The 22,303-nt window shown below is 58.4% G+C and carries 25 protein-coding genes; 9 read left to right on the forward strand and 16 right to left on the reverse strand.

The window, feature by feature from the left end; all coding sequences use genetic code 11:
* A partial coding sequence (locus tag ACM6IR_RS16785) for a carbon starvation CstA family protein (protein ID WP_414908735.1) occupies positions 1-270 on the reverse strand: 270 nt, incomplete at its 3' end.
* A 354-nt stretch (positions 271-624) separates the two neighbouring features.
* Between ACM6IR_RS16785 and ACM6IR_RS16790 the strand changes: the two genes are divergently transcribed.
* Both ACM6IR_RS16790 and ACM6IR_RS16795 read left to right on the forward strand, forming a co-directional pair.
* Positions 625-1,986, forward strand: coding sequence for a cache domain-containing protein (locus tag ACM6IR_RS16790; protein ID WP_414908736.1), 1,362 nt, complete (start codon positions 625-627; stop codon positions 1,984-1,986).
* A 32-nt stretch (positions 1,987-2,018) separates the two neighbouring features.
* Entirely contained in the window at positions 2,019-2,651 is a 633-nt protein-coding gene (locus tag ACM6IR_RS16795; RefSeq protein WP_414908737.1) for a response regulator, read from the forward strand.
* 254 nt (positions 2,652-2,905) lie between these two features.
* On the opposite strand, the gene ACM6IR_RS16800 is transcribed toward ACM6IR_RS16795, so the two are convergent.
* Positions 2,906-3,241 (reverse strand): hypothetical protein, encoded by a 336-nt coding sequence (locus tag ACM6IR_RS16800; RefSeq protein WP_414908738.1) that lies wholly within the window; start codon positions 3,239-3,241, stop codon positions 2,906-2,908.
* 72 nt (positions 3,242-3,313) lie between these two features.
* Positions 3,314-3,532 carry a hypothetical protein gene (locus ACM6IR_RS16805; protein ID WP_414908739.1) on the reverse strand — a complete coding sequence of 73 codons (219 nt, stop codon included), beginning with the start codon at positions 3,530-3,532 and terminating at the stop codon, positions 3,314-3,316.
* A gap of 166 nt (positions 3,533-3,698) precedes the next feature.
* On the opposite strand from ACM6IR_RS16805, the gene ACM6IR_RS16810 reads away from it, so the two are divergent.
* A complete protein-coding gene (locus ACM6IR_RS16810) occupies positions 3,699-3,938 on the forward strand; it encodes a hypothetical protein (RefSeq protein WP_414908740.1) in 240 nt (79 codons plus the stop codon).
* Positions 3,939-3,951: 13 nt separating this feature from the next.
* Complete coding sequence (gene osmE / locus ACM6IR_RS16815) at positions 3,952-4,305, forward strand: osmotically-inducible lipoprotein OsmE (protein WP_414908741.1); 354 nt, start codon at positions 3,952-3,954, stop codon at positions 4,303-4,305.
* 318 nt (positions 4,306-4,623) lie between these two features.
* Here the strand turns inward: osmE and ACM6IR_RS16820 are convergent, their stop codons facing one another.
* Complete coding sequence (locus ACM6IR_RS16820) at positions 4,624-4,821, reverse strand: DUF2188 domain-containing protein (protein WP_414908742.1); 198 nt, start codon at positions 4,819-4,821, stop codon at positions 4,624-4,626.
* Between the two features lie 210 nt (positions 4,822-5,031).
* Here ACM6IR_RS16820 and ACM6IR_RS16825 point away from each other — a divergent pair, with 210 nt between their 5' ends.
* Positions 5,032-5,394: an NUDIX hydrolase gene (locus ACM6IR_RS16825; protein ID WP_414908743.1), complete on the forward strand. Its 363-nt coding sequence runs from the start codon at positions 5,032-5,034 to the stop codon at positions 5,392-5,394.
* Between the two features lie 64 nt (positions 5,395-5,458).
* Here the strand turns inward: ACM6IR_RS16825 and ACM6IR_RS16830 are convergent, their stop codons facing one another.
* The 8 genes from ACM6IR_RS16830 to ACM6IR_RS16865 all read right to left on the reverse strand — a co-directional run bounded on the left by ACM6IR_RS16830 (position 5,459) and on the right by ACM6IR_RS16865 (position 13,147).
* Entirely contained in the window at positions 5,459-6,232 is a 774-nt protein-coding gene (locus ACM6IR_RS16830; protein WP_414908744.1) for a 1,6-dihydroxycyclohexa-2,4-diene-1-carboxylate dehydrogenase, read from the reverse strand.
* Between the two features lie 197 nt (positions 6,233-6,429).
* Entirely contained in the window at positions 6,430-7,443 is a 1,014-nt protein-coding gene (gene benC, locus ACM6IR_RS16835) for a benzoate 1,2-dioxygenase electron transfer component BenC (RefSeq protein WP_414908745.1), read from the reverse strand.
* A 10-nt stretch (positions 7,444-7,453) separates the two neighbouring features.
* Complete coding sequence (gene benB, locus ACM6IR_RS16840; protein WP_414908746.1) at positions 7,454-7,942, reverse strand: benzoate 1,2-dioxygenase small subunit; 489 nt, start codon at positions 7,940-7,942, stop codon at positions 7,454-7,456.
* Complete coding sequence (benA, locus tag ACM6IR_RS16845) at positions 7,939-9,303, reverse strand: benzoate 1,2-dioxygenase large subunit (RefSeq protein ID WP_414908747.1); 1,365 nt, start codon at positions 9,301-9,303, stop codon at positions 7,939-7,941. Before benA ends, benB begins: the two co-directional genes overlap by 4 nt.
* Before the next feature lie 212 nt (positions 9,304-9,515).
* Complete coding sequence (locus ACM6IR_RS16850; protein WP_414908748.1) at positions 9,516-10,475, reverse strand: AraC family transcriptional regulator; 960 nt, start codon at positions 10,473-10,475, stop codon at positions 9,516-9,518.
* Positions 10,476-10,717: 242 nt separating this feature from the next.
* The gene (catA, locus tag ACM6IR_RS16855; protein WP_414908749.1) at positions 10,718-11,647 is read right to left on the reverse strand and encodes a catechol 1,2-dioxygenase; all 930 of its coding nucleotides are present in this window, start codon (positions 11,645-11,647) and stop codon (positions 10,718-10,720) included.
* A 50-nt stretch (positions 11,648-11,697) separates the two neighbouring features.
* The gene (gene catC / locus ACM6IR_RS16860) at positions 11,698-11,988 is read right to left on the reverse strand and encodes a muconolactone Delta-isomerase (protein ID WP_414908750.1); all 291 of its coding nucleotides are present in this window, start codon (positions 11,986-11,988) and stop codon (positions 11,698-11,700) included.
* 10 nt (positions 11,989-11,998) lie between these two features.
* Entirely contained in the window at positions 11,999-13,147 is a 1,149-nt protein-coding gene (locus tag ACM6IR_RS16865) for a muconate cycloisomerase family protein (protein ID WP_414908751.1), read from the reverse strand.
* Between the two features lie 127 nt (positions 13,148-13,274).
* Here ACM6IR_RS16865 and ACM6IR_RS16870 point away from each other — a divergent pair, with 127 nt between their 5' ends.
* Complete coding sequence (locus ACM6IR_RS16870) at positions 13,275-14,180, forward strand: LysR family transcriptional regulator (RefSeq protein ID WP_414908752.1); 906 nt, start codon at positions 13,275-13,277, stop codon at positions 14,178-14,180.
* A gap of 73 nt (positions 14,181-14,253) precedes the next feature.
* Here the strand turns inward: ACM6IR_RS16870 and ACM6IR_RS16875 are convergent, their stop codons facing one another.
* From ACM6IR_RS16875 to ACM6IR_RS16885, 3 genes are all read right to left on the reverse strand, one after another.
* Positions 14,254-14,493 carry a DUF1652 domain-containing protein gene (locus ACM6IR_RS16875; RefSeq protein ID WP_414908753.1) on the reverse strand — a complete coding sequence of 80 codons (240 nt, stop codon included), beginning with the start codon at positions 14,491-14,493 and terminating at the stop codon, positions 14,254-14,256.
* 106 nt (positions 14,494-14,599) lie between these two features.
* Entirely contained in the window at positions 14,600-15,502 is a 903-nt protein-coding gene (locus ACM6IR_RS16880) for a polysaccharide deacetylase family protein (RefSeq protein WP_414908754.1), read from the reverse strand.
* 466 nt (positions 15,503-15,968) lie between these two features.
* Entirely contained in the window at positions 15,969-16,865 is an 897-nt protein-coding gene (locus ACM6IR_RS16885) for a LysR family transcriptional regulator (RefSeq protein WP_414908755.1), read from the reverse strand.
* A gap of 121 nt (positions 16,866-16,986) precedes the next feature.
* On the opposite strand from ACM6IR_RS16885, the gene ACM6IR_RS16890 reads away from it, so the two are divergent.
* The 3 genes from ACM6IR_RS16890 (at position 16,987) to lldD (ending at position 21,814) form a co-directional block, all read left to right on the forward strand.
* Positions 16,987-18,633, forward strand: coding sequence for a GMC family oxidoreductase (locus tag ACM6IR_RS16890; protein ID WP_414908756.1), 1,647 nt, complete (start codon positions 16,987-16,989; stop codon positions 18,631-18,633).
* 205 nt (positions 18,634-18,838) lie between these two features.
* Complete coding sequence (locus ACM6IR_RS16895) at positions 18,839-20,461, forward strand: MFS transporter (protein ID WP_414908757.1); 1,623 nt, start codon at positions 18,839-18,841, stop codon at positions 20,459-20,461.
* Positions 20,462-20,671: 210 nt separating this feature from the next.
* Positions 20,672-21,814 (forward strand): FMN-dependent L-lactate dehydrogenase LldD, encoded by a 1,143-nt coding sequence (gene lldD / locus ACM6IR_RS16900; protein ID WP_414908758.1) that lies wholly within the window; start codon positions 20,672-20,674, stop codon positions 21,812-21,814.
* Between the two features lie 36 nt (positions 21,815-21,850).
* On the opposite strand, the gene ACM6IR_RS16905 is transcribed toward lldD, so the two are convergent.
* Complete coding sequence (locus ACM6IR_RS16905) at positions 21,851-22,219, reverse strand: DUF427 domain-containing protein (protein ID WP_414908759.1); 369 nt, start codon at positions 22,217-22,219, stop codon at positions 21,851-21,853.
* Positions 22,220-22,303: the final 84 nt, after the last annotated feature.

Consider the following 22,303-nt stretch of genomic DNA (forward strand, 5'->3'; position numbering starts at 1 on the left):
ACCGAAGAGTACGTGTTTGTTGGTCGGTACGTAGTCCAGACCGTCATTGTTGAGCACGGCGGGGGTGGCTCGATTGGGGTCGAGTTGCATCACCCTGGTGGCGATGAACAGGCTGTAGTAGCGATAGGCAACCAGATAGATAGCGACTGCTGCGACTACGATCCAGAGGGCGTTGATCGCTTCGCCGCGGCGCAGGGCCACGACACTTAGCGCAAACGCTCCGAGGACAGCCACGGCAAACCAGGCGAGGTGTTTAGCCAGACGGGGCATAGCGTGTCTCCTGCCGACAGACAGTGGCTGCGGCGGTAATTTTTATAATTGTGTCCGCTGTGCGGAGCTGGCCCAATATCCCCGCATGGCGTCTACAAATAAATCCGCGTTACTACGTACGCGACGCCTACGTAGTTCTACGTAGATGGCTTGTCACTCTGTCCGGCACCGCTACTGGACGCGCGAATCTTTGGCATATGATGCCGGGCCTTCGCCTTGTAGGAGCGAGCTTGCTCGCGATGGACTTCGGAACGACGCGTACGTCCAGTGAACACACGTCTTCGTTAACGACCATCGCGAGCTAGCTCGCTCCTACAGTTCCGGGTATTCACCTTCCCTCGGTCAGGAGCAGAGATGCAACTCAAACACAAAATCGTCGCGCTCGGAATTCTGCCGCTGGTGCTGGCAATCGCGGTCATTTGTGCACTGGTGATTTCCCTGAACCGTCAACTCGGTGATCAACAGGCGCAACTGATCGAAGACAGCATTCTGGCCAGCAAACGCGCCGAACTTAAAAACTACGTGGAAATGGCGCAAAGCCTGATCGCGCCGCTGTACGACGACGGCCACGGTGACGCTCACGCCCAGCAGCAAGTGCTGGAGGAGCTGCGCAAACTCAGCTTCGGCATCAACGGCTACTTCTTCGTCTATGACCGCGAAGGCCGCAGCCTGATGCACGCGCGACAGTCAGAGCTGGTGGGCCAATACCTGTGGGACATGAAGGACCCGCACGGCCTGCCAGTGATCCAGGCCTTATTGAAAACTGCCGAATCCGGCGAAGGCTTTCAACGCTACGCCTGGAAAAAACCCTCCTCCGGCGAGGTCACCGACAAGCTCGCCTACGTGGTGATGCTGGATCGTTGGGGCTGGATGCTCGGCACCGGCATTTACCTTGAGGACGTTGAGCGCGCTACGCAACAGGCGCGCGCCGAGGTAGCTCAGGGCATCCACACAACCATGATGGCGATTGCCGTGGTAGCCCTCGTCGCAGTCCTGTTTGTCTTCGCCAGCGGCATGACGCTGAACGTCAGCGAGCATCGCCTGGCCGACAAAAAATTGCAGCGCCTGACCCAGCGTATCGTCAGCTTGCAGGAAGAAGAACGATCGCGTGTGTCCCGCGAGTTGCACGATGGCATCAGCCAGGTGCTGGTCTCGATCAAGTTTCAGTTCGAACTTGCCAGTCATGTGTTGGAGAATGGACAAGACAAGGGCCTGGGCATTTTAAGAGAGGCCACCGAGCGTCTGGGCGATGCGATTGGTGAAGTTCGCAGCCTTTCTCATGACTTGCGCTCGTCGCTGCTCGACACCCTGGGCCTGCCCGCGGCCATCGGTCAACTCGCGGCAGAATTCGAGCAGCGCAGCGGGCTCACCGTGACCTACAACGACAATGAGTTCGACTGTCATCTGGTCGATGGCGCGGCGGTCTCGCTGTTTCGCATCGTGCAAGAAGGACTGACCAATATCGAACGGCACGCCCAGGCGAAAAATGTCTCCATTACCCTGCACGGCTGTGAAGAGTCGGTAAGGCTGACGGTGATCGATGACGGCATCGGTTTTAATGTCACCCAGGTCGAACGTCGTCACTCGGGCATCGGCCTGCGTAATATTCGTGAACGCGTCGAGCATTTTGGTGGACGATTCGACCTGATCTCGACGCCCGGAAGAAGTGAGCTGGACGTTTTACTGCCGATGAAAATACCCGGCACAAAACGCTGATTCGCCCCTAACAACAAGAGTGAATGCCTTCGATGAACCTGCCCTACCCGATCCGCGTCGCCCTGGTCGACGATCACGCCCTGGTTCGTGACGGGATCAAAGCCCTGCTCGCTGTCATGACCCCTTTGGAAGTGGTGGGCGAAGCCGAAAATGGTGCCGATGCGATTGAGATGGTCGGGCGTTGCCAGCCCGATCTGTTGTTGGTCGACATTAGCCTGCGGGACATGAACGGGCTCGAGCTGACCCGCGTATTACGCAGCCAGTACCCGTCGCTCAAGGTGCTGATGCTGAGCATGTACGACAACAATGAATACGTGAGTGAATCCGTTCGCGCGGGGGCCAGCGGCTATGTATTGAAAAACTCTCCGTCGCGGGAAATCATTGCCGCGATTGAAGCCATTGCCAGCGGCGGGACGTTCTACAGTGCCGAAATCGCCCAGCGGCTGATTGCCGATAAAAGCACCGACAACGAGCTGACACCTCGAGAAAGCCAGGTGCTGTACAAAATGGCGCAAGGGTTGAACAACAAGGAAATGGCGCGCGAGCTGGATATCAGTGTTCGTACGGTAGAAACCCATCGCCTGAGCATTCGCCGCAAACTCAACATCGACAAACCCGCAGCCCTGGTCAAATACGCCATCGATCACGGGATCATTTCGCGATAGGGATTGCGATAGCAATGCTGAATTTCAGGCAAAAAAAAATCCCAGGCAGCTGATGGACGCCTAGGATTTAAAAATGCATAAACCGTGGTGGTGAACGCGGGGCGAATATTACGTAATATTTCGCCTTGTAACAAGATGTTTTGAATTCACCATTCAGTTACTAAATCTTCTAACCCCTTAAATATCCACACTATTTCTAAGGCAAACCACAGAAGAAAACGCTATTCCCAAAACAATGCTACCTCCGATCGATCCTACAAACAGTCCCGCACGACCTTGCGCATCGCTGCTGATTTTGCCCAGGGCGGCCCCTGATACAGCGATATATGGCTGCCATCCTTGTACTTCACGATGTCGACAATTTCATCCGCCGTGATGATGCTGGGCGCGGTGATTCTGTAGCCGTTGGAAATGGAAATTTGAGCCGTTTTGGGGATTTCCTTCTGCCAGGCGGGCAGAACGCACGCGGCATAGTCTTTTGGTGTCTTGTTACTGTACTTGCTGACATTTGGCTCACCTGGCACCAGGGACGCGGGCAATGAACAACCCGCTAGCAGCGCCAACCCAACTCCCCCTAGTAACATCCGCATGACGCTTCCTTATCCTGAAAAATGGAAATGTAACGCGTCGGCGTCCAGACATCCATCCGCTGCACACACATTTCAGGGGACGGCCTTGTTATCGCCCGGATCCGGATAGGACCGCTTGTTCAGATAGGTCATCCATCGTTCATACGCTTCATGCTGCCATCGAGTGACCCGCTCCCATTCCGGGCCGCTCAGCTGATGAGCGGAAATCAGTTTCATCATTTCCGTGGTGGCCGCGTCCAAATCAACCATCAGCTTATGAGCATGATCCCTAAAATCATCGGTAGTCGTCATTTGGCTGCCTCACCCTAGCGAAGAATCATTCCCTCTTCGACAGCAAGTCTGATGATTTGCCTTCATATTCCCGACAAAAGGCAATCTCGCTGTATCAGACGAACACAACCGCCCCGCCGTCTAAATGGGACTACTATTTTGTAGTGAAGACTGGCAGGAGGTCATCATGTGGCTTAACGAATCTGAACAAGAACTTCGGCGCGACCTGCAAGGCGTAGCGTCGGATCTGCGGTGGTCGGCGGTGGAGCTTTTGCGCATAGCTGAGCAGTTGCGCCAGGCCGGAAATGAGGTCGATGCCCAGGCCGCAACCCGTCTATGCGAACTGTTTCAGGGAGATGAAGAGCGATTGGCGGGCTACGCCGAAGAAATCAAGGCCAAGGCCATAACTCGAACGAAAGCTCAATAGCGGGAGGGAGGCTATGAACAAGCCTCTTTGCGCGCTGATCGTCGTACTGACAGCGTTGGGTGGTTGCAGCACTGAATCACGTCTCTATGGAGATCAGCCGCTGGTCGCCAAGGTCGAGAACGGCATGAGCAAGGAGCAAGTCCAGCAGATTGGCGGCCAGCCTTTATCGATCACCGATCGCACCGTTGAGCCGGGTTCGTGCTTTGACTACAAACTGGTGCAGGCCGGACATCAGCAGACCTTCAATGTCAGTTTCAATAATCGGGGCAAGGTCGATCATAAAAGCTTCATGACCTGTGCGGAATGGAGCGCGGTACAGCAAAGGGCCAGGGAACCTTCCCACACTACCGGCGGTGGTGGGTATTAATGTTTCGAATGAAAACCTCGATATGCCGGTCCAGCCCAAAGTAACCAAAGGGTTCTTGCCCCTGAGAATCAAAAGCGGTACCCCGCCCCACTGTAGGAGCGAGCTTGCTCGCGATGATCTATCAGCTACGTCGACGTCGACTGACACAACCCCTGTAGGAGCGAGCCTGCTCGCGAAGCTGTTGATCTTCAGATCTGCCACCCCTTTCCCAGAGGCCGAACGCAGGCGTTGCGCAGGAGGTACCGCGGCAAGGATGCCGCGGTACCGCCGCTACCAAAAAACGGATATGCCCTCCATCCCAGACCTTCAAACCCACGGTCACTCTGACTTCTGACTGACCGGCGATCGCGCCCTTGCTCTATAGGCAGGAAGTGCCGCCGCATACGCCAGTGCTTCCTCCCGGCTAGCAAAAGCGCCAAGTCGGTCACCTTTGGTGCAAACTCGCCAAGGGCCGTTGTTGACGCTGAGTACGTCATAACCGTTCATGTGCATTTTGTTCAGAACCGGAACGCTCATAGTCACCTCCTTTTCGGCAGTGATATCCGCTATTGACGTGCCTACCTTACACCTGACCTTTACCGAGGTGCCAACCAGATGTCACGCCAATATTCCAGCATCCAATTGCACTTTTCGTCACCCACCTCGCTCCAACCCTTGAAAAGCAGCCACATCGGCCTAAATACTGCATTTTTATAACTGGTTTATGACAGCTAGATCAGGTAACGCATGAAAGTACGCGCAACGGTCATTTGTGAGCAGGACCGCCATATTCTCCTGGTGCGCAAACTACGGTGTCGTTGGATGTTGCCCGGCGGAAAAGTCGAGCGCGGTGAAACCACGCGGGGCGCCGCCATGCGTGAACTTCAGGAAGAAACGGGTCTCGACGCTGACAGCATGCTGTACCTGATGGAGTTGGAAACGGGCGGCACCCGGCATCATGTTTACGAAGCTTTTGTGGTGAACTTTGATGCGCTTCGGCCACAAAATGAAATCTTCGATTGCATCTGGCATCCGCTGGACACCGTTCAAAACCTGAGCACCAGCGAAGCCACGCTCAGAATCGTCAAGGCATTCCAGCGTCGCCTGTAAGATTTTCTACGCCGTGGCCAGGGTTTGTCGCTCGTCACGAGGACTCCGTCAGTGGATGGTGGTGTCAGCCCTGATCGCCGCCGCCCACCGGCATGACCATGCCGGTGATGTAAGACGCGTCGTCGCTGGCCAGAAACAGAATAGCGCCTGCCTGCTCATCCAGCGTGCCGTAGCGTTTCATCAAGCTGCTGTCGAGGGTCTGGTCGACAATCTGCTGATACCACACCTTTTCCTCTGCACTTTGTTCGGCGCTGTTGCGCGGAATCACCCGTGGCGGCGCTTCGGTGCCGCCCGGCGCAGTGGCGTTGACCCGAACCCCACGCCCGGCCGTTTCGAACGCAAGGCAAGCGGTCAGCGCATTGACTCCGCCCTTCGCCGCGCCGTATGGCACGCGATTGACACTGCGCGTGGCAATCGAAGAAACGTTGACGATTGCACCACTCCCCTGCGCAAGCATGAACGGCAGCGCCGCGTGGCAGCACCATAATGTCGGGAACAGCGAGCGGCGGACTTCGGCTTCGATCTGCTGCGCCTCGTAATGCTCGAACGGCTTGGCCCAAATGGTCCCGCCGACGTTGTTGACCAGCACATCCAGACGACCGAAACGTTCGACAGCGGCGTGCATCACGCGGCTGCATTCGTCGTATTGCTCAAGGTCGGCGGTCAGGGCGAGCACCTGGCTGCCCTGTCCCAACTCCTTTTGCACCTCGAACACCAGCTCGGAACGGTCGACCAGGATCAATTGCGCACCCTCAGCCGCCATGCGTTCGGCGACGCGCCGACCGATGCCTTGCGCTGCACCGGTGATCAGCGCGACTTTATCGTGAAATCTGTTCATACATTCCTCGTTGCAAATATCGCTTTCGCGGAAAACGGGATCTGTAGCAGCTGGCGAAGCCCGCGTTCGGCTGCGCAGCAGTCGTAAAACCTGACTGCACGGTGTTCCTGATGAACCGCATTGTTTAATCTCACGACTGCTGCGCAGCCGAACGCAGGCTTCGCCAGCTGCTACAAAATGTGTTGCCGCGAAAATGCTCAAGCCGCGCTGGCGGCAAACTTTTCGTAGTAGAAATTCGCCGGCGCAATGCCTTGGTCGCGAATGAACTGGCTGACCGCCTCGACCATTGGCGGCGGGCCGCACAGGTAGACATCGACGTCGCCATCGTTCAAATGCCTGGGCTCGATGTGCTGGGTCACGTAGCCCTTGAGCGGGTGCTGACTGTCGGGGCTGGCCACGCAGGCACTGAAGCTGAAGTTCGGAATTCGTACGGCGAGCGCTTCCAGTCGGTCGAGTTCCACCAGGTCGAAATCGTGAGTCACGCCGTAAATCAGATGCAGCGGGTGCTCACTGCCATGTTCGGCGATTTTTTCCAGCATCGCGGTAAACGGCGCCAGCCCTGTACCACCGGCCAGCAGCAACAACGGTCGCCGGATGTCGCGCAGATAGAAGCTGCCCAACGGCCCGGCCAGGCTCATGCTGTCGCCGGCCTTGGCCATGCCGGTGAGGAAACTGCTCATCAAGCCACCGGGCACGTTACGAATCAGGAAGCTGACCTCGCCATCACGCTGCAATGAACTGAACGAGTAAGCGCGCGTTTGTTCGCTGCCGGGAACCCCCAGGTTCACGTATTGCCCCGGCAGGAACGCCAGTTTGCTCAGCGCCTCACCCTTGATCGACAGCGCGATGGTGCTGTCGGACAACTGGCGCACGGCGCTGATGGTCGCGTCATAGCTGGCCTGTTGCGTGCGACAAACCTGTGAAGAGGCCGGCACCCGCACCACGCAATCGCTCTGGGCGCGCATCTGGCAGGTCAGGACAAAACCCTGCTCGGCCTCGTCGGCCGTCAGCGCGTCTTCGATGTACTCCTCGCCCAGATCGTAACGCCCGGCTTCGGCGAAACACTTGCACGTGCCGCAAGCACCGTCGCGGCAGTCCAGCGGAATATTGATGCCCTGGCGATAGGCGGCATCGGCCACGGTTTCGCCCACATTGGCGTCGATGAATCGGGTGACGCCGTCTTCGAAATTGAACGCAATGGAATGAGTCATGACGGCCGCCTCAGAGGTGGTAAACATCGATGACCTGACGAACGTAGTCGTTCTTCAGGATCACTTTCTTGGCCTTGATCAGCGGGTTTTCGCCACGCATATCGAGGGTGTAGAAACTGCTGCCGAAATAGCTGTCGACGGTCTTGTAGCGAAAACTCAAGGTGTGCCAGTTGAAGCGCACGCGGCACAGCCCATCAGCCTGGTCGAGCAGCTCGATGTTGCTGATGTTGTGCGAGGTGCGGGTGTCTGGAATGCTCGCGCTGGAGCGTTCGGTCTTGATGCGGAAAATGCGGTCCTCAAGGCCGGTGCGATTGCCGTACCAGATCAACGAGATTTCGCGCTGAGGGTCTTCGGTCAGCTCGTCGTTGTCGTCCCAGGATGGCATCCAGAACGTCGCGTCCGGGGCGTACAACTCCAGCCAGTCGTCCCATTGCCGGTCATCGAGGTAGCGTGCTTCGCGGTAGAGAAAATCGCGCACGGCGTCGTAGGTGATGGTCATTGCACGGCCTCCACTGCAATCAATTCGGACTGTTCAGCGGCCAACGCCTTGAGCATCGTCTGCTGCCAATACTTGTGTTGCAGCACAAACAGGCCTTCGTCTTCGGTGCGTAAACCGCTGAGCAGCGGATGCAGGTCGATTTCCTTGGCCGCATCATCGGCGCCTTCGATCCAGTGTTCGGCGCCACGGGACATGTCGTTCCACGTCGTGACACTGCCCTGATAGCTGGTCTGGCAGGAGCGAAACTCTTCCAGATCGTCCGGCGTGGCCATGCCACTGACGTTGAAAAAGTCTTCGTACTGACGAATCCGGCTCGACCGTGCGGTGTCGCTTTCGCCTTTGGGGGCGACGCAATAAATGGTGATTTCGGTGCGGTTGACCGAAATCGGCCGCGCAATGCGAATCTGCGAGCTGAACTGATCCATCAGGTACACGTTCGGGTACAGGCACAGGTTGCGCGAATTCTCGATCATCCAGTCGGCGCGAGCCTGGCCGACGTCCTGGGCCAACTCATCGCGACGCTCGTACAGCGGACGGTCTTCGGGGTTGGCCCAACGGGTCCAGAGCAGCATGTGGCCCTTGTCGAAGGAATAGAAACCACCGCCCTGCTTGGCCCAACTGCCAGCGCTCATGGTCGGATTGGTGTCGCCGGCCTCGCGTTGTTTACGCTGGTTCTGGGTGGCGGCGTAGTTCCAGTGCACCGAGCTGACGTGATAGCCGTCGGCACCGTTTTCGGCGGTGAGTTTCCAGTTGCCCTCGTAGATGTAGCTGGAGGAACCGCGCAGCACTTCCAGGCCATCGGCGGACTGGTCGACGATCATGTCGATGATTTTCGCCGACTCGCCCAGGTGCTCTGCCAGCGGCACTACGTCGGCCTTGAGGCTGCCGAACAAGAAGCCACGATAGGACTCGAAACGCGCGACTTTGGTCAGGTCATGGGAGCCTTCGCAGTTGAAACTTGCCGGGTAGCCAGCCGCTGCCGGGTCCTTGACCTTGAGCAACTTGCCGGAATTGTTGAAGGTCCAGCCGTGGAATGGGCACGTGTAAGAGCTCTTGTTGCCGGACTTGTGCCGGCACAGCGTCGCGCCACGGTGACTGCAGGCATTGATAAACGCATTGAGCACACCGTCCTTGTTGCGCGCGATAAAGACCGACTGGCGCCCCATGGTGGTGGTGTAGAAATCATTGATGTTGGGGATCTGGCTTTCGTGGGCCAGGTACAGCCAGTTGCCTTCGAAGATGTGTTCCATCTCGAGATCGAACAACCGGGGGTCAGTGAACATCTCGCGTTTGCAGCGATAGATGCCCTGCTCTGGATTGTCTTCAAGCAGGGAGTGCAGGTATTCGGGTCGCAGGGACATGGCCGCCGCCTCCATTGTTTTTATCAGGCAAGGCCATGCTAGGACGGGAGGATGGGGCGGACTATCCGATGGGTGCAGACCTGTATCCGTTTTCTGCAGAGTACCCTGTAGGAGCGCTCGCTCGCGATGGACTTGAAAGCGCCGCGTTGATTCAGAAAGCACGCGTTATCGTTCACGTCCATCGCGAGCGAGCTCGCTCCTACAGGGGGATTTCAATGCCGGCGCTTGAGGGTGTCGGAGGGTAATTCGCCGAACTGCTTGCGATAGCTGTCGGAGAACCTTCCCAAATGCAGGAAGCCGTAATCCATCGCCACTTCCGTGACATTGCGCACGTTGCAGGTCGGGTCGCTCAGGCAGGCGTTAATACGCTCCAGCCGCTTCTGCCGGATGTAGTTTTTCGGTGTAGCGCCAGCGTTGCGCTCGAACAATCCATACAGCGAGCGCAGGCTCATCCGCGCCTGACGCGCCAATTCTTCGCTGTCGATGTCCTGCTTGAGGTTGCGCGCGATGTAATCGGCGATCACCTCGAACGTGGCGGCCGGTGAGCCGAGGCAGACCCGGCTGACATTGGTCTTCATCAGGCTGAGCATCTTGCTGACGATGATCTGCGCGTAATGCTCCTGAACCCTGGGGATCTGCTCGGTGGCCTCGGCTTCCTGGCAAATCATCGCCAGCAGATTGACGAAACCTTCCAACTCATTGAGTTGATAACGGTTCTCCAGGAACCGCACACCCTGCCCCGGATACCGCCAACGCTGTTCGTCGCACACCGACTCCAGCAGGTGAGTCGGAACTTTGAGGATGAATTTTTCGCAATCCTCGGAATAGGTCAGGTCCACGGGATCGTCGGGATTGATCAGCAGCAACTCGCCCGGAGCGAAGTAATGTTCCTCGTCGTGGCCACGCCACAGGCAGTTGCCGCGCAGCAGCACCTGCAGGTGATAAATGCTCTCCAGTGCGCCCGAGGTCACCCGCACGCTGGCGCCGTAACTGATGCGGCACAGGTCAAGACTGGCGAACTTGCGGTGGTCGAGGCTGGCCAGCGGCCGATCGGTCCTGGGCATCAGGATGCAATGGTTACCGACGTGTTGATTGACGTACCCCGACACCGCATAGGGGTCGGCGTGGTCGAACACTCTGCTGCGCTGACTCAACAGTTGCGCGTGCATCATCGGGTCACTCTCATTGTTGTTATCGATTACATCGGGCCATTCTAAGGCAGTACTTGCAGCGGTGTGTCAGTGGGCTGACCTGTGGAGCATTCTGGCCTCTTCGCGAACATTGCAATTGTGTACGACAAATTAACGGTGGGAGCGAGCCTGCTCGCGAAGAGGGCATCAGCTTCAACATCAACGTTGACTGACACTCCGCTTTCGCGAGCAGGCTCGCACACAGGGTGGCTCACATCGCGCTATCAGTCTTCAAGCGCGCGAACTCGCTCAAGTCGTTGTTGTTCCTCAGGTTGCGCAGACGACTGCAAGGTGAAATCGAATTCGATTTCGGCAAAGCGACCGCTGACGCCGTGCGCCTTTGCGCGTTCCTGATCATCGCTGAAGGTGATTTTGGCGATCAGCTCGTCACGGGTGGCGTAGGCGAAATCGTCGTGCAGGTACTGGTCGCCATCGAGGTTGATCTGGGTGGTCAGGTGACGATGGTCCGGCGCGGAAATAAAGAAGTGCACGTGCGCTGGTCGCTGACCATGACGGCCCAGTTGATCGAGCAGTTGCTGGGTCGGACCGTCCGGAGGGCAACCGTAGCCCGACGGCACGATGCTGCGGAAACGGTAACGGCCCTCGGCATCGGTGACGATGCGCCGACGCAAATTGAACTCCGATTGCGCGGTATCGAAATAAGAATAGGTGCCGCCTGTATTGGCGTGCCAGACGTCTACGACGGCGCCGGCCAACGGTTCGCCGGCGGTGTTCTTGACCTGGCCCTGCATGAACAGCACCACGCCCGGATCGAGGCCGTCATCGAGGCGCGCTTCGAAGTTCGACAGCGGTGCGCCCGCCACATACAACGGCCCTTCGATGGTCCGCGGTGTGCCACCGGACTTGCCGGCCTGCTCGTCTTCGGCGTCCATCAGCAGGTCGAGGTAATGCTCCAGACCGAGCCCGGCCACCAGCAAACCAGCCTCCTGACGCGCGCCCAGTACGTTGAGGTAGTTGACGGCTTTCCAGAATTCTTCCGGCGTCACGGCCAGGTCTTCGATGATGTTCACCGAGTCACGCAAAATGCGGTAGATCAAGGCTTTGGCGCGTGGGTTGCCGGCGTCATTGTGCAGGCCGCTGGCCTCTTCGAGAAATTTCTGGGCACTGGCAGTGTGGGAAATCTTGACGTTCATGGTGGTTCCTCATCTTGTAATTATTAACTTGGCAAACTGAACAGGCAGGTTCAGCGGTCGTCGTCACGGATGGAAGAAGGATGCCGGCACATCGCGGTGACTTCGATCGCCATGTATGGGTACAGCGGCAATTGCATCAGCAAGTCGTGTAGCTCTTGAACGCTGTCGACATCGAATACGCTGTAATTGGCATAGAGCCCCGCGATGCGCCACAGGTGACGCCATTTGCCTTGGTCTTGCAGTCGCTGGGCCAGCGCTTTCTCGTCAGCCTTCAGCTTGGCGGCCGCTTCTGGATTCATGTCGACCGGCAGGTTCACGGTCATTTTTACGTGGAACAGCATAATGCTCTCCTCAGGCTTGATGAATGGCAGTGGATGTCTTGTCGCGACGGAAAAACGCCAGGCGCTCTTCGTCCAGGCTCAGACCCAGGCCCGGCGTCCCGGGAACGTGCAGTTCGAAATCGCGATAGACCAGCGGCTCGCTGAGTATGTCTTCGGTCAGCAGCAAGGGGCCGAACAACTCGGTGTCCCAGGCCAGTTTATTCAGGGTGACAAAGGCATGGGCCGAGGCCAGTGTGCCGATGCCGCCTTCCAGCATGGTGCCGCCATACAGGCCGATACCGGCCGCTTCGGCAATGGCGGCGGTCCGCAGCACCGCTCGCGGGCCGCCATTCTTGGCGATCTTCAGGGCGAATACCGACGCCGCGCCTTCGCGGGCCAGATTGAACGCATCTTCCACACATTCGATGGATTCATCGGCCATGATCGGCGCCGGGCTCATGGCATTCAGGCGCACCATGCCCGAACGGTTATTGCGCGAGATCGGTTGTTCGATCAGGTCAATGCCGTTGCTGCCGAGAATCCGGCAGGCGCGCAACGCGACCGCCTCGTCCCAGGCCTGATTGACATCGACCCGCACGCTGGCGCGATCGCCCAGGGCTTTTTTGATGGCAATGACGTGGGCCAGGTCGCGGTTGACTTCGCCGGCACCGATTTTCAGTTTGAAGATCCGGTGGCGACGCAGGTCGAGCATTTTTTCCGCTTCGGCGATGTCCTTGGCAGTGTCGCCACTGGCCAGGGTCCACGCCACCGGCAACGCATCGCGAACCCGGCCGCCCAGCAATTCGCTGACCGGCAGGCCAAGGCGTTTGCCCTGGGCGTCGAGCAATGCGGTTTCGATACCTGATTTGGCAAATGTGTTGCCGCGAATGCTGCGTTCCAGCCTCAACATCGCGGCATTCACGTTGCCGCTGTCCTCACCGACCAGCAGCGGCGCGAAGTGTTTATCGATGTTGGTCTTGATGCTGTCCGGGCTTTCATTGCCATAGGACAGACCACCAATAGTGGTCGACTCGCCAATCCCTTCGATGCCATCGGCGCAACGCACGCGAATGACCACCAGCGTCTGATTCTGCATGGTGTGCATCGCCAGCTTGTGCGGGCGGATGGTCGGCAAATCGACGATGATTGTCTCGATCGATTCAATGGCTGTTGCAAGCATGTCGATACCCGTCAGGTTCTTAAAGTTCTGGCACCGATTCTGGTACGGCTTTTTTTCCGAAGCCAATATAGAATTGGTCTGGCTTGATACCTTAAAGGTATGCAACCGATTGACGATTGGAGGCCCCATGGAATTGCGTCACCTGCGGTATTTTCAGGTGCTGGCTCAAACCCTCAACTTCACCCGCGCTGCCGAACTGTTGCATATCGCCCAACCACCCTTGAGCCGGCAGATCCAGCAGCTGGAAGATGAACTGGGCGTGTTGCTGCTGGAGCGTGGGCGGCCGTTAAAGTTGACTGACGCCGGGCGGTTTTTCCATGAACACTCCACCGCCCTGCTCGAACAGCTGGGTAAGGTGTGCGACAACACGCGACGGATCGGACTGGGCGAAAAGACCTGGCTGGGCATCGGTTTTGCGCCATCGACACTCTACGGCGTGTTGCCGGAGCTGATTCGCCGCTTGCGCGGACGGGAGACGCTGGAGCTCGAGTTAGGGCTCTCTGAAATGACCACCTTGCAACAGGTGCAGGCGCTGAAGGCCGGGCGGATCGATATCGGCTTCGGCCGAATCCGTATCGACGACCCGGCGATCATCCAGACCGTCTTGACCGAAGATCGGCTGGTTGCCGCCCTGCCCGCTGGCCATCCACTGCTGGCCGGCCCCATCAGCCTTCGCGAACTGGCGAAGGAACCCTTTGTGCTGTACCCCGGCAACCCGCGACCCAGTTACGCCGACCATGTTATTGCACTGTTCGAGTCCTATGGCGTGAGCATCCACGTGGCGCAATGGACTAACGAGCTGCAAACAGCCATCGGTCTGGTGGGGGCTGGAATCGGCGTCACCCTGGTGCCGGCCTCGGTGCAATTGCTGCACCGCGACGACATCGGCTTCACGCCGCTGCTGGAAGAAAACGCAACCTCGCCGATCATTCTCAGTCGGCGGGTGGGCGATGTTTCACCGGGGTTGAATCATTGTTTGAAGGTGATCGAGGTGTTGCAACCGCAGGAGCGGGCATCGACGCCGGACACTTAAAGAGAGAGCCCTGTGGCGAGGGCGCTTATTGCCTTGCCACCGTTTCGGTGATCGTCTCTGACATCCTGGTGCCTCAGCCGGCAAACGCCCGGCGCCCCGCGCTTATCTCGGTGCGCAACTCACCAATGAAATCGGAGATGGCGCGCACGCTGTCCAGATGTTCGGTCGAGACCCCGCGAATCAACAGCTCGATTCGCCTGCTGCTGGGCTCATAAACCGTGATTTGCAGCAACCCGCCGCTCTCCGTGCATTCGCAGGACAACGGCATGAAACCGGACTCGACGATGTTGCAAAGGACTGAGATGGGAACCATGGCCGGCGCCTCTGTCCGCAGCTGATCGGATTGGATCCACTCAGGATAGATGCACTTTGCCGTTTCTGCGCCAGAAAAATTGTTAGCTGCCTCTCACTTCGAACTGTTATTCACTGGAATTACCTTTCCAGATCCAATTCCAGATCCCCGGCAATTCAACCGGCTGAGAGCTGTCGCGCACTGTTCGCGCCATCGCCGCCCGTTGCAGTGCGGCGGTGTCGTCGTAAAACGGTTGTTCTGCGGTTTTCACGCCTGCCGCCTGCGCACTGTCGAGCAGGATTTGCAGGTACTCGCGGGTGTGCCGGGCGGTATAGCGATTGAGGTCGTGAAAGGTCACCACCACCGGAATCACTCCGTCCACCACCGGAAGCTCTCCCAACGCAATGCGCTCGCGCACTTCGGACATTGAGCGCAGGAAGTGAGCCCGCCGCCGGGGGCTGGCGTTAAAACCCCAGATCTTGCCGTCATTGGCGCTCAAGTCGGTCAACAACATATGCAAGCCATGTTGCTGATAAGCGGCGAAGGTACGCTTGTCGTAACTCCAGAATGGCGGGCGTAGCAGCGTCGGTGGTGCGCCGGTGATCGCGGCGATGTCGGCACTGCCATCGGTGAGTGCTTGTTCAAGTTCCTGTGGGTCGAGAGAGCGATGGTTGGTGTGCGAAGGCGTGGCGGTATGAAAGCCCAGAATGTGCCCGGCGTCCCGCTCATGGTGCATGACCTCGCGTCCTATCTCACTGCCACCGGCTCGCGTTGCACGGGTCTGCACGAAGAACACGGCTTTGATGTCCGGCTGCAGCGGATTACGCGCCAGGCTATCGAGCACGGTTTCGGTCGGATTCCAGAAACTCGATGCGCTGGGACCGTCATCGAAGGTCAGCAGAAAGCGGATCGGTGGTTGTGCGCGCAGACGCTGTTCGGTCTGCGGTGTCATTTCGATGGGGGCCGCGATGCAGCCCAGCAGACTGGCTGCAATGGCGATCGCCGAGAGAACCTTGAACAACTGTTTCATGTTTTGCCTTGGGCCAGACCGTTTCGGTCACCACTTCAAACGGCAAAAATCCATTGCCCGTTTATCCTTCGCCAGCCCGCAGGTCGCTGCGGGCCGAGGTTGGATCAGGGTACACAGAGTTTGGTTCCGACGCTGCCCGGCAATCACGGGTTACTGGATAAAAGGCGGCTGGAACAAGTTATCGAGGATCGGCGCGGTCGCCACCTCGTTTGGGCGTAGGTGTCGACCCTGGCCCGAGGCCGAACGCAGGCGTTGCGCAGGGGGCACCGCGGCAAGGATGCCGGGTTAGCCGCCCCCGGAGCAATGCCTTCGTTATGGCATGCCGAGCCTTAGCGAGGCACCGAATGGAGGGGCAACGCCTTTTGGTTCCTTTTTGCCGGGCCGGCACTCCGGCGCTTGAAAAAGGGACTCGCCGTAAGGGCGAAACCGCCAGCCGCCGTCACCTCAAAAACGGATATGCCCCCCCCTAAACAGCACTGGCGTTCAACAACAACCCCTGCTCCCGCTCACACAACTCCACCACATAATCCCAAAGCACCCGCAACCGCACCGACTTGTGCAGTTCGCGGCGCGTGCTGATCCAGTAGCTGCGCTGAATACTTTCATCCGGCAACAGCGGCACCAACTCCGGATCCGCACTGGCCATGTAGCACGGCAACACCGCAATCCCCAACCCTGAACGCGCGGCCTGTTGCTGGGCGATGACGCTAGTGCTATGGAAAACCACCTGCGGATTGCGACAAAAGCTGTTGAGGAACATCAGCTCCTGGCTGAACAGCAAGTCGTCGACGTAACCGATCCAGGCATGACGACCAAGGTCTTCACGGCTGCGCAGCGGTGGCGAGCGATCCAGATAGGCCTGGCTGGCGTAGAGCGCCAGGCGATAGTCAGTCAGTTTTCGGGTGACCAGCATATCGGCCGCCGGGCGTTCGAGGTGGATACTGATCTCGGCTTCGCGGTTGAGGATGCTGACAAAGCGCGGCACCGCCACCAGTTCAACCTCCAGCCCCGGATAGCGCTCGAACAAGCCATTCATGCGACTGGCGAGGAACATGATGCCCAGCCCCTCAGTCACACCCACGCGGATCTTGCCCAGTGGCGCACTCGATTGGGTGATTTCCTCTTGAGCCAGCAGCGCGACGTTTTCCATGGCTTCGGCGTGTTTGAGCAGCGCATCACCGGCCGGGGTCAGTTCGTAGCCTTGGGCATGCTGAACAAACAGCGCGGTGCCGAGGCTCTTTTCAATGGCCTCGATGTGCCGGGCCACGGTGGCGTGGGTCGTATTTAAACGGCGGGCAGCCGTCAGCAAACGCCCGCTCCGCTGTAGTTCGAGAAAAAACCGCAGGTCATTCCAGTCAAACATGAATCGTCCTTAGGGCTGCGCTGTTTAAAAACGCACAGCAGCTGCGTAAAAACTAACATTCTTTTAACGAAAGCTAACAACTAGGATGACCGACAACAAGAACAACAAGACGAGGTCAGGGATGCAGACTTCTCTGGATGAATACGACTACATCGTGGTCGGCGCCGGGCCGGCAGGCTGTTTGCTGGCCAATCGGCTGTCGGCCAACCCGCAACATCGGGTGCTGCTGCTCGAAGCCGGCGGTCGGGACAACTACGCGTGGATTCACATCCCCGTGGGTTACCTGTTCTGCATCGGCAACCCACGCACCGACTGGTGCTTCAAGACCGAAGCACAACCTGGCCTGCAAGGTCGCGCCCTAAGCTACCCGCGCGGTAAAGTGCTGGGCGGTTGTTCCTCAATCAACGGCATGATCTACATGCGCGGCCAGGCCGGCGACTACGACGGTTGGGCCGCCGATGGAAATCCCGGTTGGAGCTGGCAAGACGTTCTGCCGCTGTTTAAACAAAGCGAAAATCATTTTGCCGGCGAGTCGGCGTTTCACGGTGCTGCCGGCGAATGGCGGATCGAGCGCCAGCGTCTGTCGTGGCCGATACTGGATGCCTTTCGCAGCGCAGCCGAACAAAGTGGCATCGCCAGCATCGATGACTTCAACCTGGGCGACAATGAAGGGTGTGGCTACTTTCAGGTCAATCAGAAAGCCGGAATTCGCTGGAATGCGGCCAAGGCGTTTCTCAAGCCCATCCGCCACCGTGCCAATCTCACCGTGTTGACCGACGTCGAAGTCGACCGCGTACTGCTGGAAAATGGCCGCGCCTCAGCGGTCACCACACGCTGGCAAGGCCAGGCGAAATCCTTCAAGGCGCGCAAGGAAATCGTCCTTTGCGCAGGCTCCGTCGGTTCACCCACTATCCTCCAACGCTCCGGCATCGGCCCTCGCCCGCTGCTGGAAAAACTCGGAATCGGCGTGGTTCATGAACTGCCAGGGGTGGGTGGCAACCTGCAGGATCACCTGCAACTGCGCCTGATCTACAAGCTCGAAAACGCCCGCACCCTGAACCAGATCGCCAACAGCCTGTGGGGCAAGATGGGCATGGGCCTGCGTTACCTTTATGACCGCAGCGGGCCGCTGTCCATGGCACCCAGTCAGCTCGGTGCCTTTGCCCGCTCGGGGCCGGAGCAGACCTCGGCGAACCTGGAGTATCACGTGCAGCCCTTGTCCCTCGAACGGTTCGGCGAGCCGCTGCACCCCTTCCCTGCCTTCACTGCATCGGTCTGTGATCTAAGGCCGCACAGTCGGGGTCGAGTGGAAATCCGCAGTGCCGATCCACAAGCGGCACCCCTTATCCAGCCCAACTATTTGAGCCATCCAGAAGACTTGCGCGTCGCTGCCGACGCGATTCGCCTGACCCGCCGCATCGTTGCCGCGCCGGCCCTGCAAGCCTTCAAACCGGTGGAATACCTGCCCGGTGACAGCCTGCAAAGCGAGGAACAACTGCACGAAGCCGCCGCGCGGATCGGCACCACGATTTTTCATCCAGTCGGCACCTGCCGCATGGGCCCTGACGCGGACGCCGTGGTCGATGCGCAACTCAACGTCCACGGCATCCCCGGCCTGCGCATCGCCGATGCCTCGATCATGCCGCGCATCACCTCGGGCAACACCTGTTCGCCTACGTTGATGATTGCCGAAAAAGCCGCGCAACTCATCCTCAACCCCAATACAAGAATCATCACCGGGCAAAAGGAACTGGTCACCCACACTTGAACACGGACCCGGATACTGTAGGAGCGAGCTTGCTCGCGATGGTGTGTCAGTCGACACCTATGTAGCTGACACACCATCGCGAGCAAGCTCACTCCTACAGGTAAAGGTAACGAGTCCCCCCCGATACATCGAAGTAGCGGCGCCAACCCAAAAGGCCGGCGCCGACAGTGGAACAACAAAAACAATCACTGTGAGGGATAACGCTATGTCAGAACATGTTCAGCCTATGGAAGCCGTGCGCAGCGCGGGCACCAGCCAAGACACGCAAAAAGTCATCTTCGCTTCGTCACTCGGGACGGTATTCGAGTGGTACGACTTCTTCCTCTATGGCGCGCTCGCCGCGGTGATCAGCAAACAGTTTTTTGCCGGGGTCAACGACACCACCGCGTTCATTTTTGCGCTGATGGCCTTCGCCGCCGGCTTCATCGTCAGGCCATTCGGCGCGTTGGTATTCGGTCGATTGGGGGACATGATCGGGCGTAAATACACCTTCCTCGCGACCATCATCCTCATGGGTCTGGCGACGTTCTGCGTCGGATTATTGCCGACCTACGCCAGCATCGGCATCGCCGCGCCGATCATCCTCGTGATGCTGCGCATGCTTCAGGGCCTGGCCCTGGGCGGTGAGTACGGAGGTGCTGCGACGTATGTCGCGGAACACGCACCGATCGGAAAACGAGGCTTCCACACCAGCTGGATTCAGTCCACCGCGACCCTCGGGTTGCTGCTGTCGCTGCTGGTGGTACTCGGGTGCCGCTACTTCACCGGTGACCAATTCGAAGTCTGGGGCTGGCGGATTCCGTTTCTGTTTTCGATCATTCTGCTGGGCATCTCGACCTGGATTCGCCTGAGCCTGCACGAGTCGCCCGCGTTCGTGAAAATGAAAGCGGAAGGCAAACTCTGCAAATCGCCACTGCGCGACTCCTTCGGTAAATGGGAAAACCTCAAAGTCGTGTTGATCGCCCTGTTCAGCATCAACGCCGGGCAAGCGGTGACGTTTTACGCGGCGCAATTCTATGTGCTGTTCTTCCTCACGCAATTTCTGAAGATGGACCCGGCCCTGGCCAACAGCCTGCTGATCGTCAGCGTGATCATCGGCGCGCCGTTCTTCATCTTTTTTGGCTGGCTCTCGGATAAGGTCGGGCGTAAACCGGTGTTGATGATCGGCCTGCTGCTGGCCACCGCGCTGTACTTCCCGATCTTCAAAACCCTGGCTCACTATGCCAACCCGGCCATCGACCAGGCGAGCCGTCAGGCACCGATCACCGTCATGGCCGACCCGGCCACGTGCACCTTCCAGTTCGACCCGGTGGGCAAGGCTAAATTTGATAGCCCGTGCGACAAGGTCAAAACCTTCCTGGTGAAACAGGGCCTGCCCTACTCCAGCGCGGCGGCACCTGCGGGCGCCGGCGTGCAGGTCAGCGTCGGCGACGTGAAACTCGATGGCTTTGACGAAGCGGCCCTGCGCGGAGCGGTGACATTGGCCGGGTATCCGTCACAAGCCGACGTGCAGCAGATCAACAAGCCGATGATTGTCGCGTTGATTGTGGCGCTGATCATCATCTCCGCCATGTGCTACGGGCCGCTGGCGGCGCTGATGGTCGAACTGTTCCCGACCCGCATCCGCTACACCTCGATGTCCCTTCCGTACCACATTGGCAACGGCTGGTTTGGCGGGTTCCTGCCGACCGTGTCCTTTGCGTTGGTGGTGTACACCGGGGACATTTTCTATGGGCTTTGGTACCCGGTGGTGATTACCGGGGTGAGCCTGGTGGTCGGGCTGATCTGTTTGCGTGAGACCATGAATGTGGATCTGCATACCAACTGATATCAAACGCCCTGTGGGAGCGAGCCTGCTCGCGAAGCAGACACCGCGGTTTAACAGACAGACCGCGTCATCGTTCTTCGCGAGCAGGCTCGCTCCCACAGGGTTCCCGGAGCAAGCTCGCTCCTACAGTGATCGGCATGATCGCAAAGCGGGCCGTTTTCGCTAATCTGACCTGATACATAGCCCCGCCACTCACCAGACCGAGGCACCATGATCATTTCATCTGCATCCGACTACCGCGAGGCAGCACGCCGCAAACTCCCCCGTTTCCTGTTCGAATACATTGATGGCGGAGCTTATGCAGAACACACGCTAAGGGCCAACAACGCCGATCTGGCAGAAATCAGCCTACGCCAGCGCATTCTAAAAAACGTCGAAACCCTGAGCCTCGAAACCACCCTCTTCAATCAACCCCTTTCAATGCCAATCATATTGGCGCCGGTCGGCCTGACCGGCATGTTCGCCCGCCGTGGCGAAGTGCAGGCCGTCAAAGCGGCGGAAAATAAAGGCATCCCCCTCTGCCTCTCAACCGTCTCGGTGTGTTCGATCGAAGAAGTCTCGACCCAGAGCCAACAATCCATCTGGTTTCAGCTGTATGTGCTGAAGGACAGAGGGTTCATGAAAAATGCACTGGAGCGTGCGAAAGCCGCCGGTGTGAAGAACCTGGTGTTTACCGTCGACATGCCCACCCCCGGTGCCCGATACAGGGATGCGCACTCGGGCATGTCCGGCCCTTTTGCGGCATCGCGGCGAATTTTTCAGGCCATGACCAAACCCGACTGGGCATTCAATGTCGGCGTCATGGGGCGCCCACATGACCTGGGCAACATATCGAAGTACCTCGGCAAGGCCGTCACGCTCGAAGACTACATGGGCTGGCTGGCCAATAACTTCGACCCTTCGATCAGTTGGAGCGATCTGGAATGGATTCGTGATTTCTGGAAAGGCCCGATGATCATCAAAGGCATTCTCGACCCTCAAGATGCCAGAGACGCGGTCAGCTTTGGCGCGGATGGCATTGTGGTGTCGAACCACGGTGGCAGGCAGCTGGACGGCGTGCTCTCCACGGCCCGGGCATTACCGCCCATCACGCAAGCGGTGGGTAATGATCTGACAGTGCTGGTCGACTCGGGAATCCGCTCGGGGCTTGATGTGGTGCGGATGTTGGCGCTGGGCGCGAAAGGCGTATTACTGGGGCGTTCGATGGCCTACGCGTTGGCCGCCGATGGCCAACGCGGGGTGGAAAACATGCTGGACATTTTCGCCAGGGAAATGCGCGTGGCCATGACCCTGACCGGTGTGACTTCGATTGGCCAGATTGATGAGTCCACGCTGGTTGAGGCTGTTCGATAACAACCGCAGCTTCGTTATCGGCTGAAAAAGCGAGCGTCAGACCTCCGAGTCGAGGAGTTCAAACTTCACTTGATCGGGATAGAACGCCATGTACTTTTTGATCTGCTCTACCGACACTTTGGGTTTTTCATAGCTCCACACCGCATTGGCGCCTTCATGCCCCGGGACTTGCAAGCTGAAATAGGTGGCATCGCCCTTGTAGGGGCAATAACTGGTGTGATCGGTGATGGCAAAGTACTTTTCGTCGATATCTTCCCGCGGAATGTAATACACCGGCGGATAGTTGGCCTCGAGCATCACCAGCGCCCGTGAAGACGCGGCCACCTGGATACCGTGAAACTTCACCAACAGGCAGCCTGGCTGCTCGGCGATGGTGATGACAGGACTAGGACCGGAGCTTTTCATGGAATACATTCCTCATGATGCTAATGAACCTGTAGGAGCGAGCTTGCTCGCGAAGGACTTGAGAGCAACGCGTTTATTCATGAA

The organism is Pseudomonas sp. IT-P253 (assembly GCF_949768125.1).
GTDB lineage: Bacteria > Pseudomonadota > Gammaproteobacteria > Pseudomonadales > Pseudomonadaceae > Aquipseudomonas.

Coding starts and splice junctions, on each gene's coding strand:
- ACM6IR_RS16790 (WP_414908736.1), top strand. CDS start 625: ATGCAACTCAAACACAAAATCGTCGCGCTCGGAATTCTGCCGCTGGTG.
- ACM6IR_RS16795 (WP_414908737.1), top strand. CDS start 2,019: ATGAACCTGCCCTACCCGATCCGCGTCGCCCTGGTCGACGATCACGCC.
- ACM6IR_RS16800 (WP_414908738.1), bottom strand. CDS start 3,241: ATGCGGATGTTACTAGGGGGAGTTGGGTTGGCGCTGCTAGCGGGTTGT.
- ACM6IR_RS16805 (WP_414908739.1), bottom strand. CDS start 3,532: ATGACGACTACCGATGATTTTAGGGATCATGCTCATAAGCTGATGGTT.
- ACM6IR_RS16810 (WP_414908740.1), top strand. CDS start 3,699: ATGTGGCTTAACGAATCTGAACAAGAACTTCGGCGCGACCTGCAAGGC.
- osmE (WP_414908741.1), top strand. CDS start 3,952: ATGAACAAGCCTCTTTGCGCGCTGATCGTCGTACTGACAGCGTTGGGT.
- ACM6IR_RS16820 (WP_414908742.1), bottom strand. CDS start 4,821: ATGAGCGTTCCGGTTCTGAACAAAATGCACATGAACGGTTATGACGTA.
- ACM6IR_RS16825 (WP_414908743.1), top strand. CDS start 5,032: ATGAAAGTACGCGCAACGGTCATTTGTGAGCAGGACCGCCATATTCTC.
- ACM6IR_RS16830 (WP_414908744.1), bottom strand. CDS start 6,232: ATGAACAGATTTCACGATAAAGTCGCGCTGATCACCGGTGCAGCGCAA.
- benC (WP_414908745.1), bottom strand. CDS start 7,443: ATGACTCATTCCATTGCGTTCAATTTCGAAGACGGCGTCACCCGATTC.
- benB (WP_414908746.1), bottom strand. CDS start 7,942: ATGACCATCACCTACGACGCCGTGCGCGATTTTCTCTACCGCGAAGCA.
- benA (WP_414908747.1), bottom strand. CDS start 9,303: ATGTCCCTGCGACCCGAATACCTGCACTCCCTGCTTGAAGACAATCCA.
- ACM6IR_RS16850 (WP_414908748.1), bottom strand. CDS start 10,475: ATGATGCACGCGCAACTGTTGAGTCAGCGCAGCAGAGTGTTCGACCAC.
- catA (WP_414908749.1), bottom strand. CDS start 11,647: ATGAACGTCAAGATTTCCCACACTGCCAGTGCCCAGAAATTTCTCGAA.
- catC (WP_414908750.1), bottom strand. CDS start 11,988: ATGCTGTTCCACGTAAAAATGACCGTGAACCTGCCGGTCGACATGAAT.
- ACM6IR_RS16865 (WP_414908751.1), bottom strand. CDS start 13,147: ATGCTTGCAACAGCCATTGAATCGATCGAGACAATCATCGTCGATTTG.
- ACM6IR_RS16870 (WP_414908752.1), top strand. CDS start 13,275: ATGGAATTGCGTCACCTGCGGTATTTTCAGGTGCTGGCTCAAACCCTC.
- ACM6IR_RS16875 (WP_414908753.1), bottom strand. CDS start 14,493: ATGGTTCCCATCTCAGTCCTTTGCAACATCGTCGAGTCCGGTTTCATG.
- ACM6IR_RS16880 (WP_414908754.1), bottom strand. CDS start 15,502: ATGAAACAGTTGTTCAAGGTTCTCTCGGCGATCGCCATTGCAGCCAGT.
- ACM6IR_RS16885 (WP_414908755.1), bottom strand. CDS start 16,865: ATGTTTGACTGGAATGACCTGCGGTTTTTTCTCGAACTACAGCGGAGC.
- ACM6IR_RS16890 (WP_414908756.1), top strand. CDS start 16,987: ATGCAGACTTCTCTGGATGAATACGACTACATCGTGGTCGGCGCCGGG.
- ACM6IR_RS16895 (WP_414908757.1), top strand. CDS start 18,839: ATGTCAGAACATGTTCAGCCTATGGAAGCCGTGCGCAGCGCGGGCACC.
- lldD (WP_414908758.1), top strand. CDS start 20,672: ATGATCATTTCATCTGCATCCGACTACCGCGAGGCAGCACGCCGCAAA.
- ACM6IR_RS16905 (WP_414908759.1), bottom strand. CDS start 22,219: ATGAAAAGCTCCGGTCCTAGTCCTGTCATCACCATCGCCGAGCAGCCA.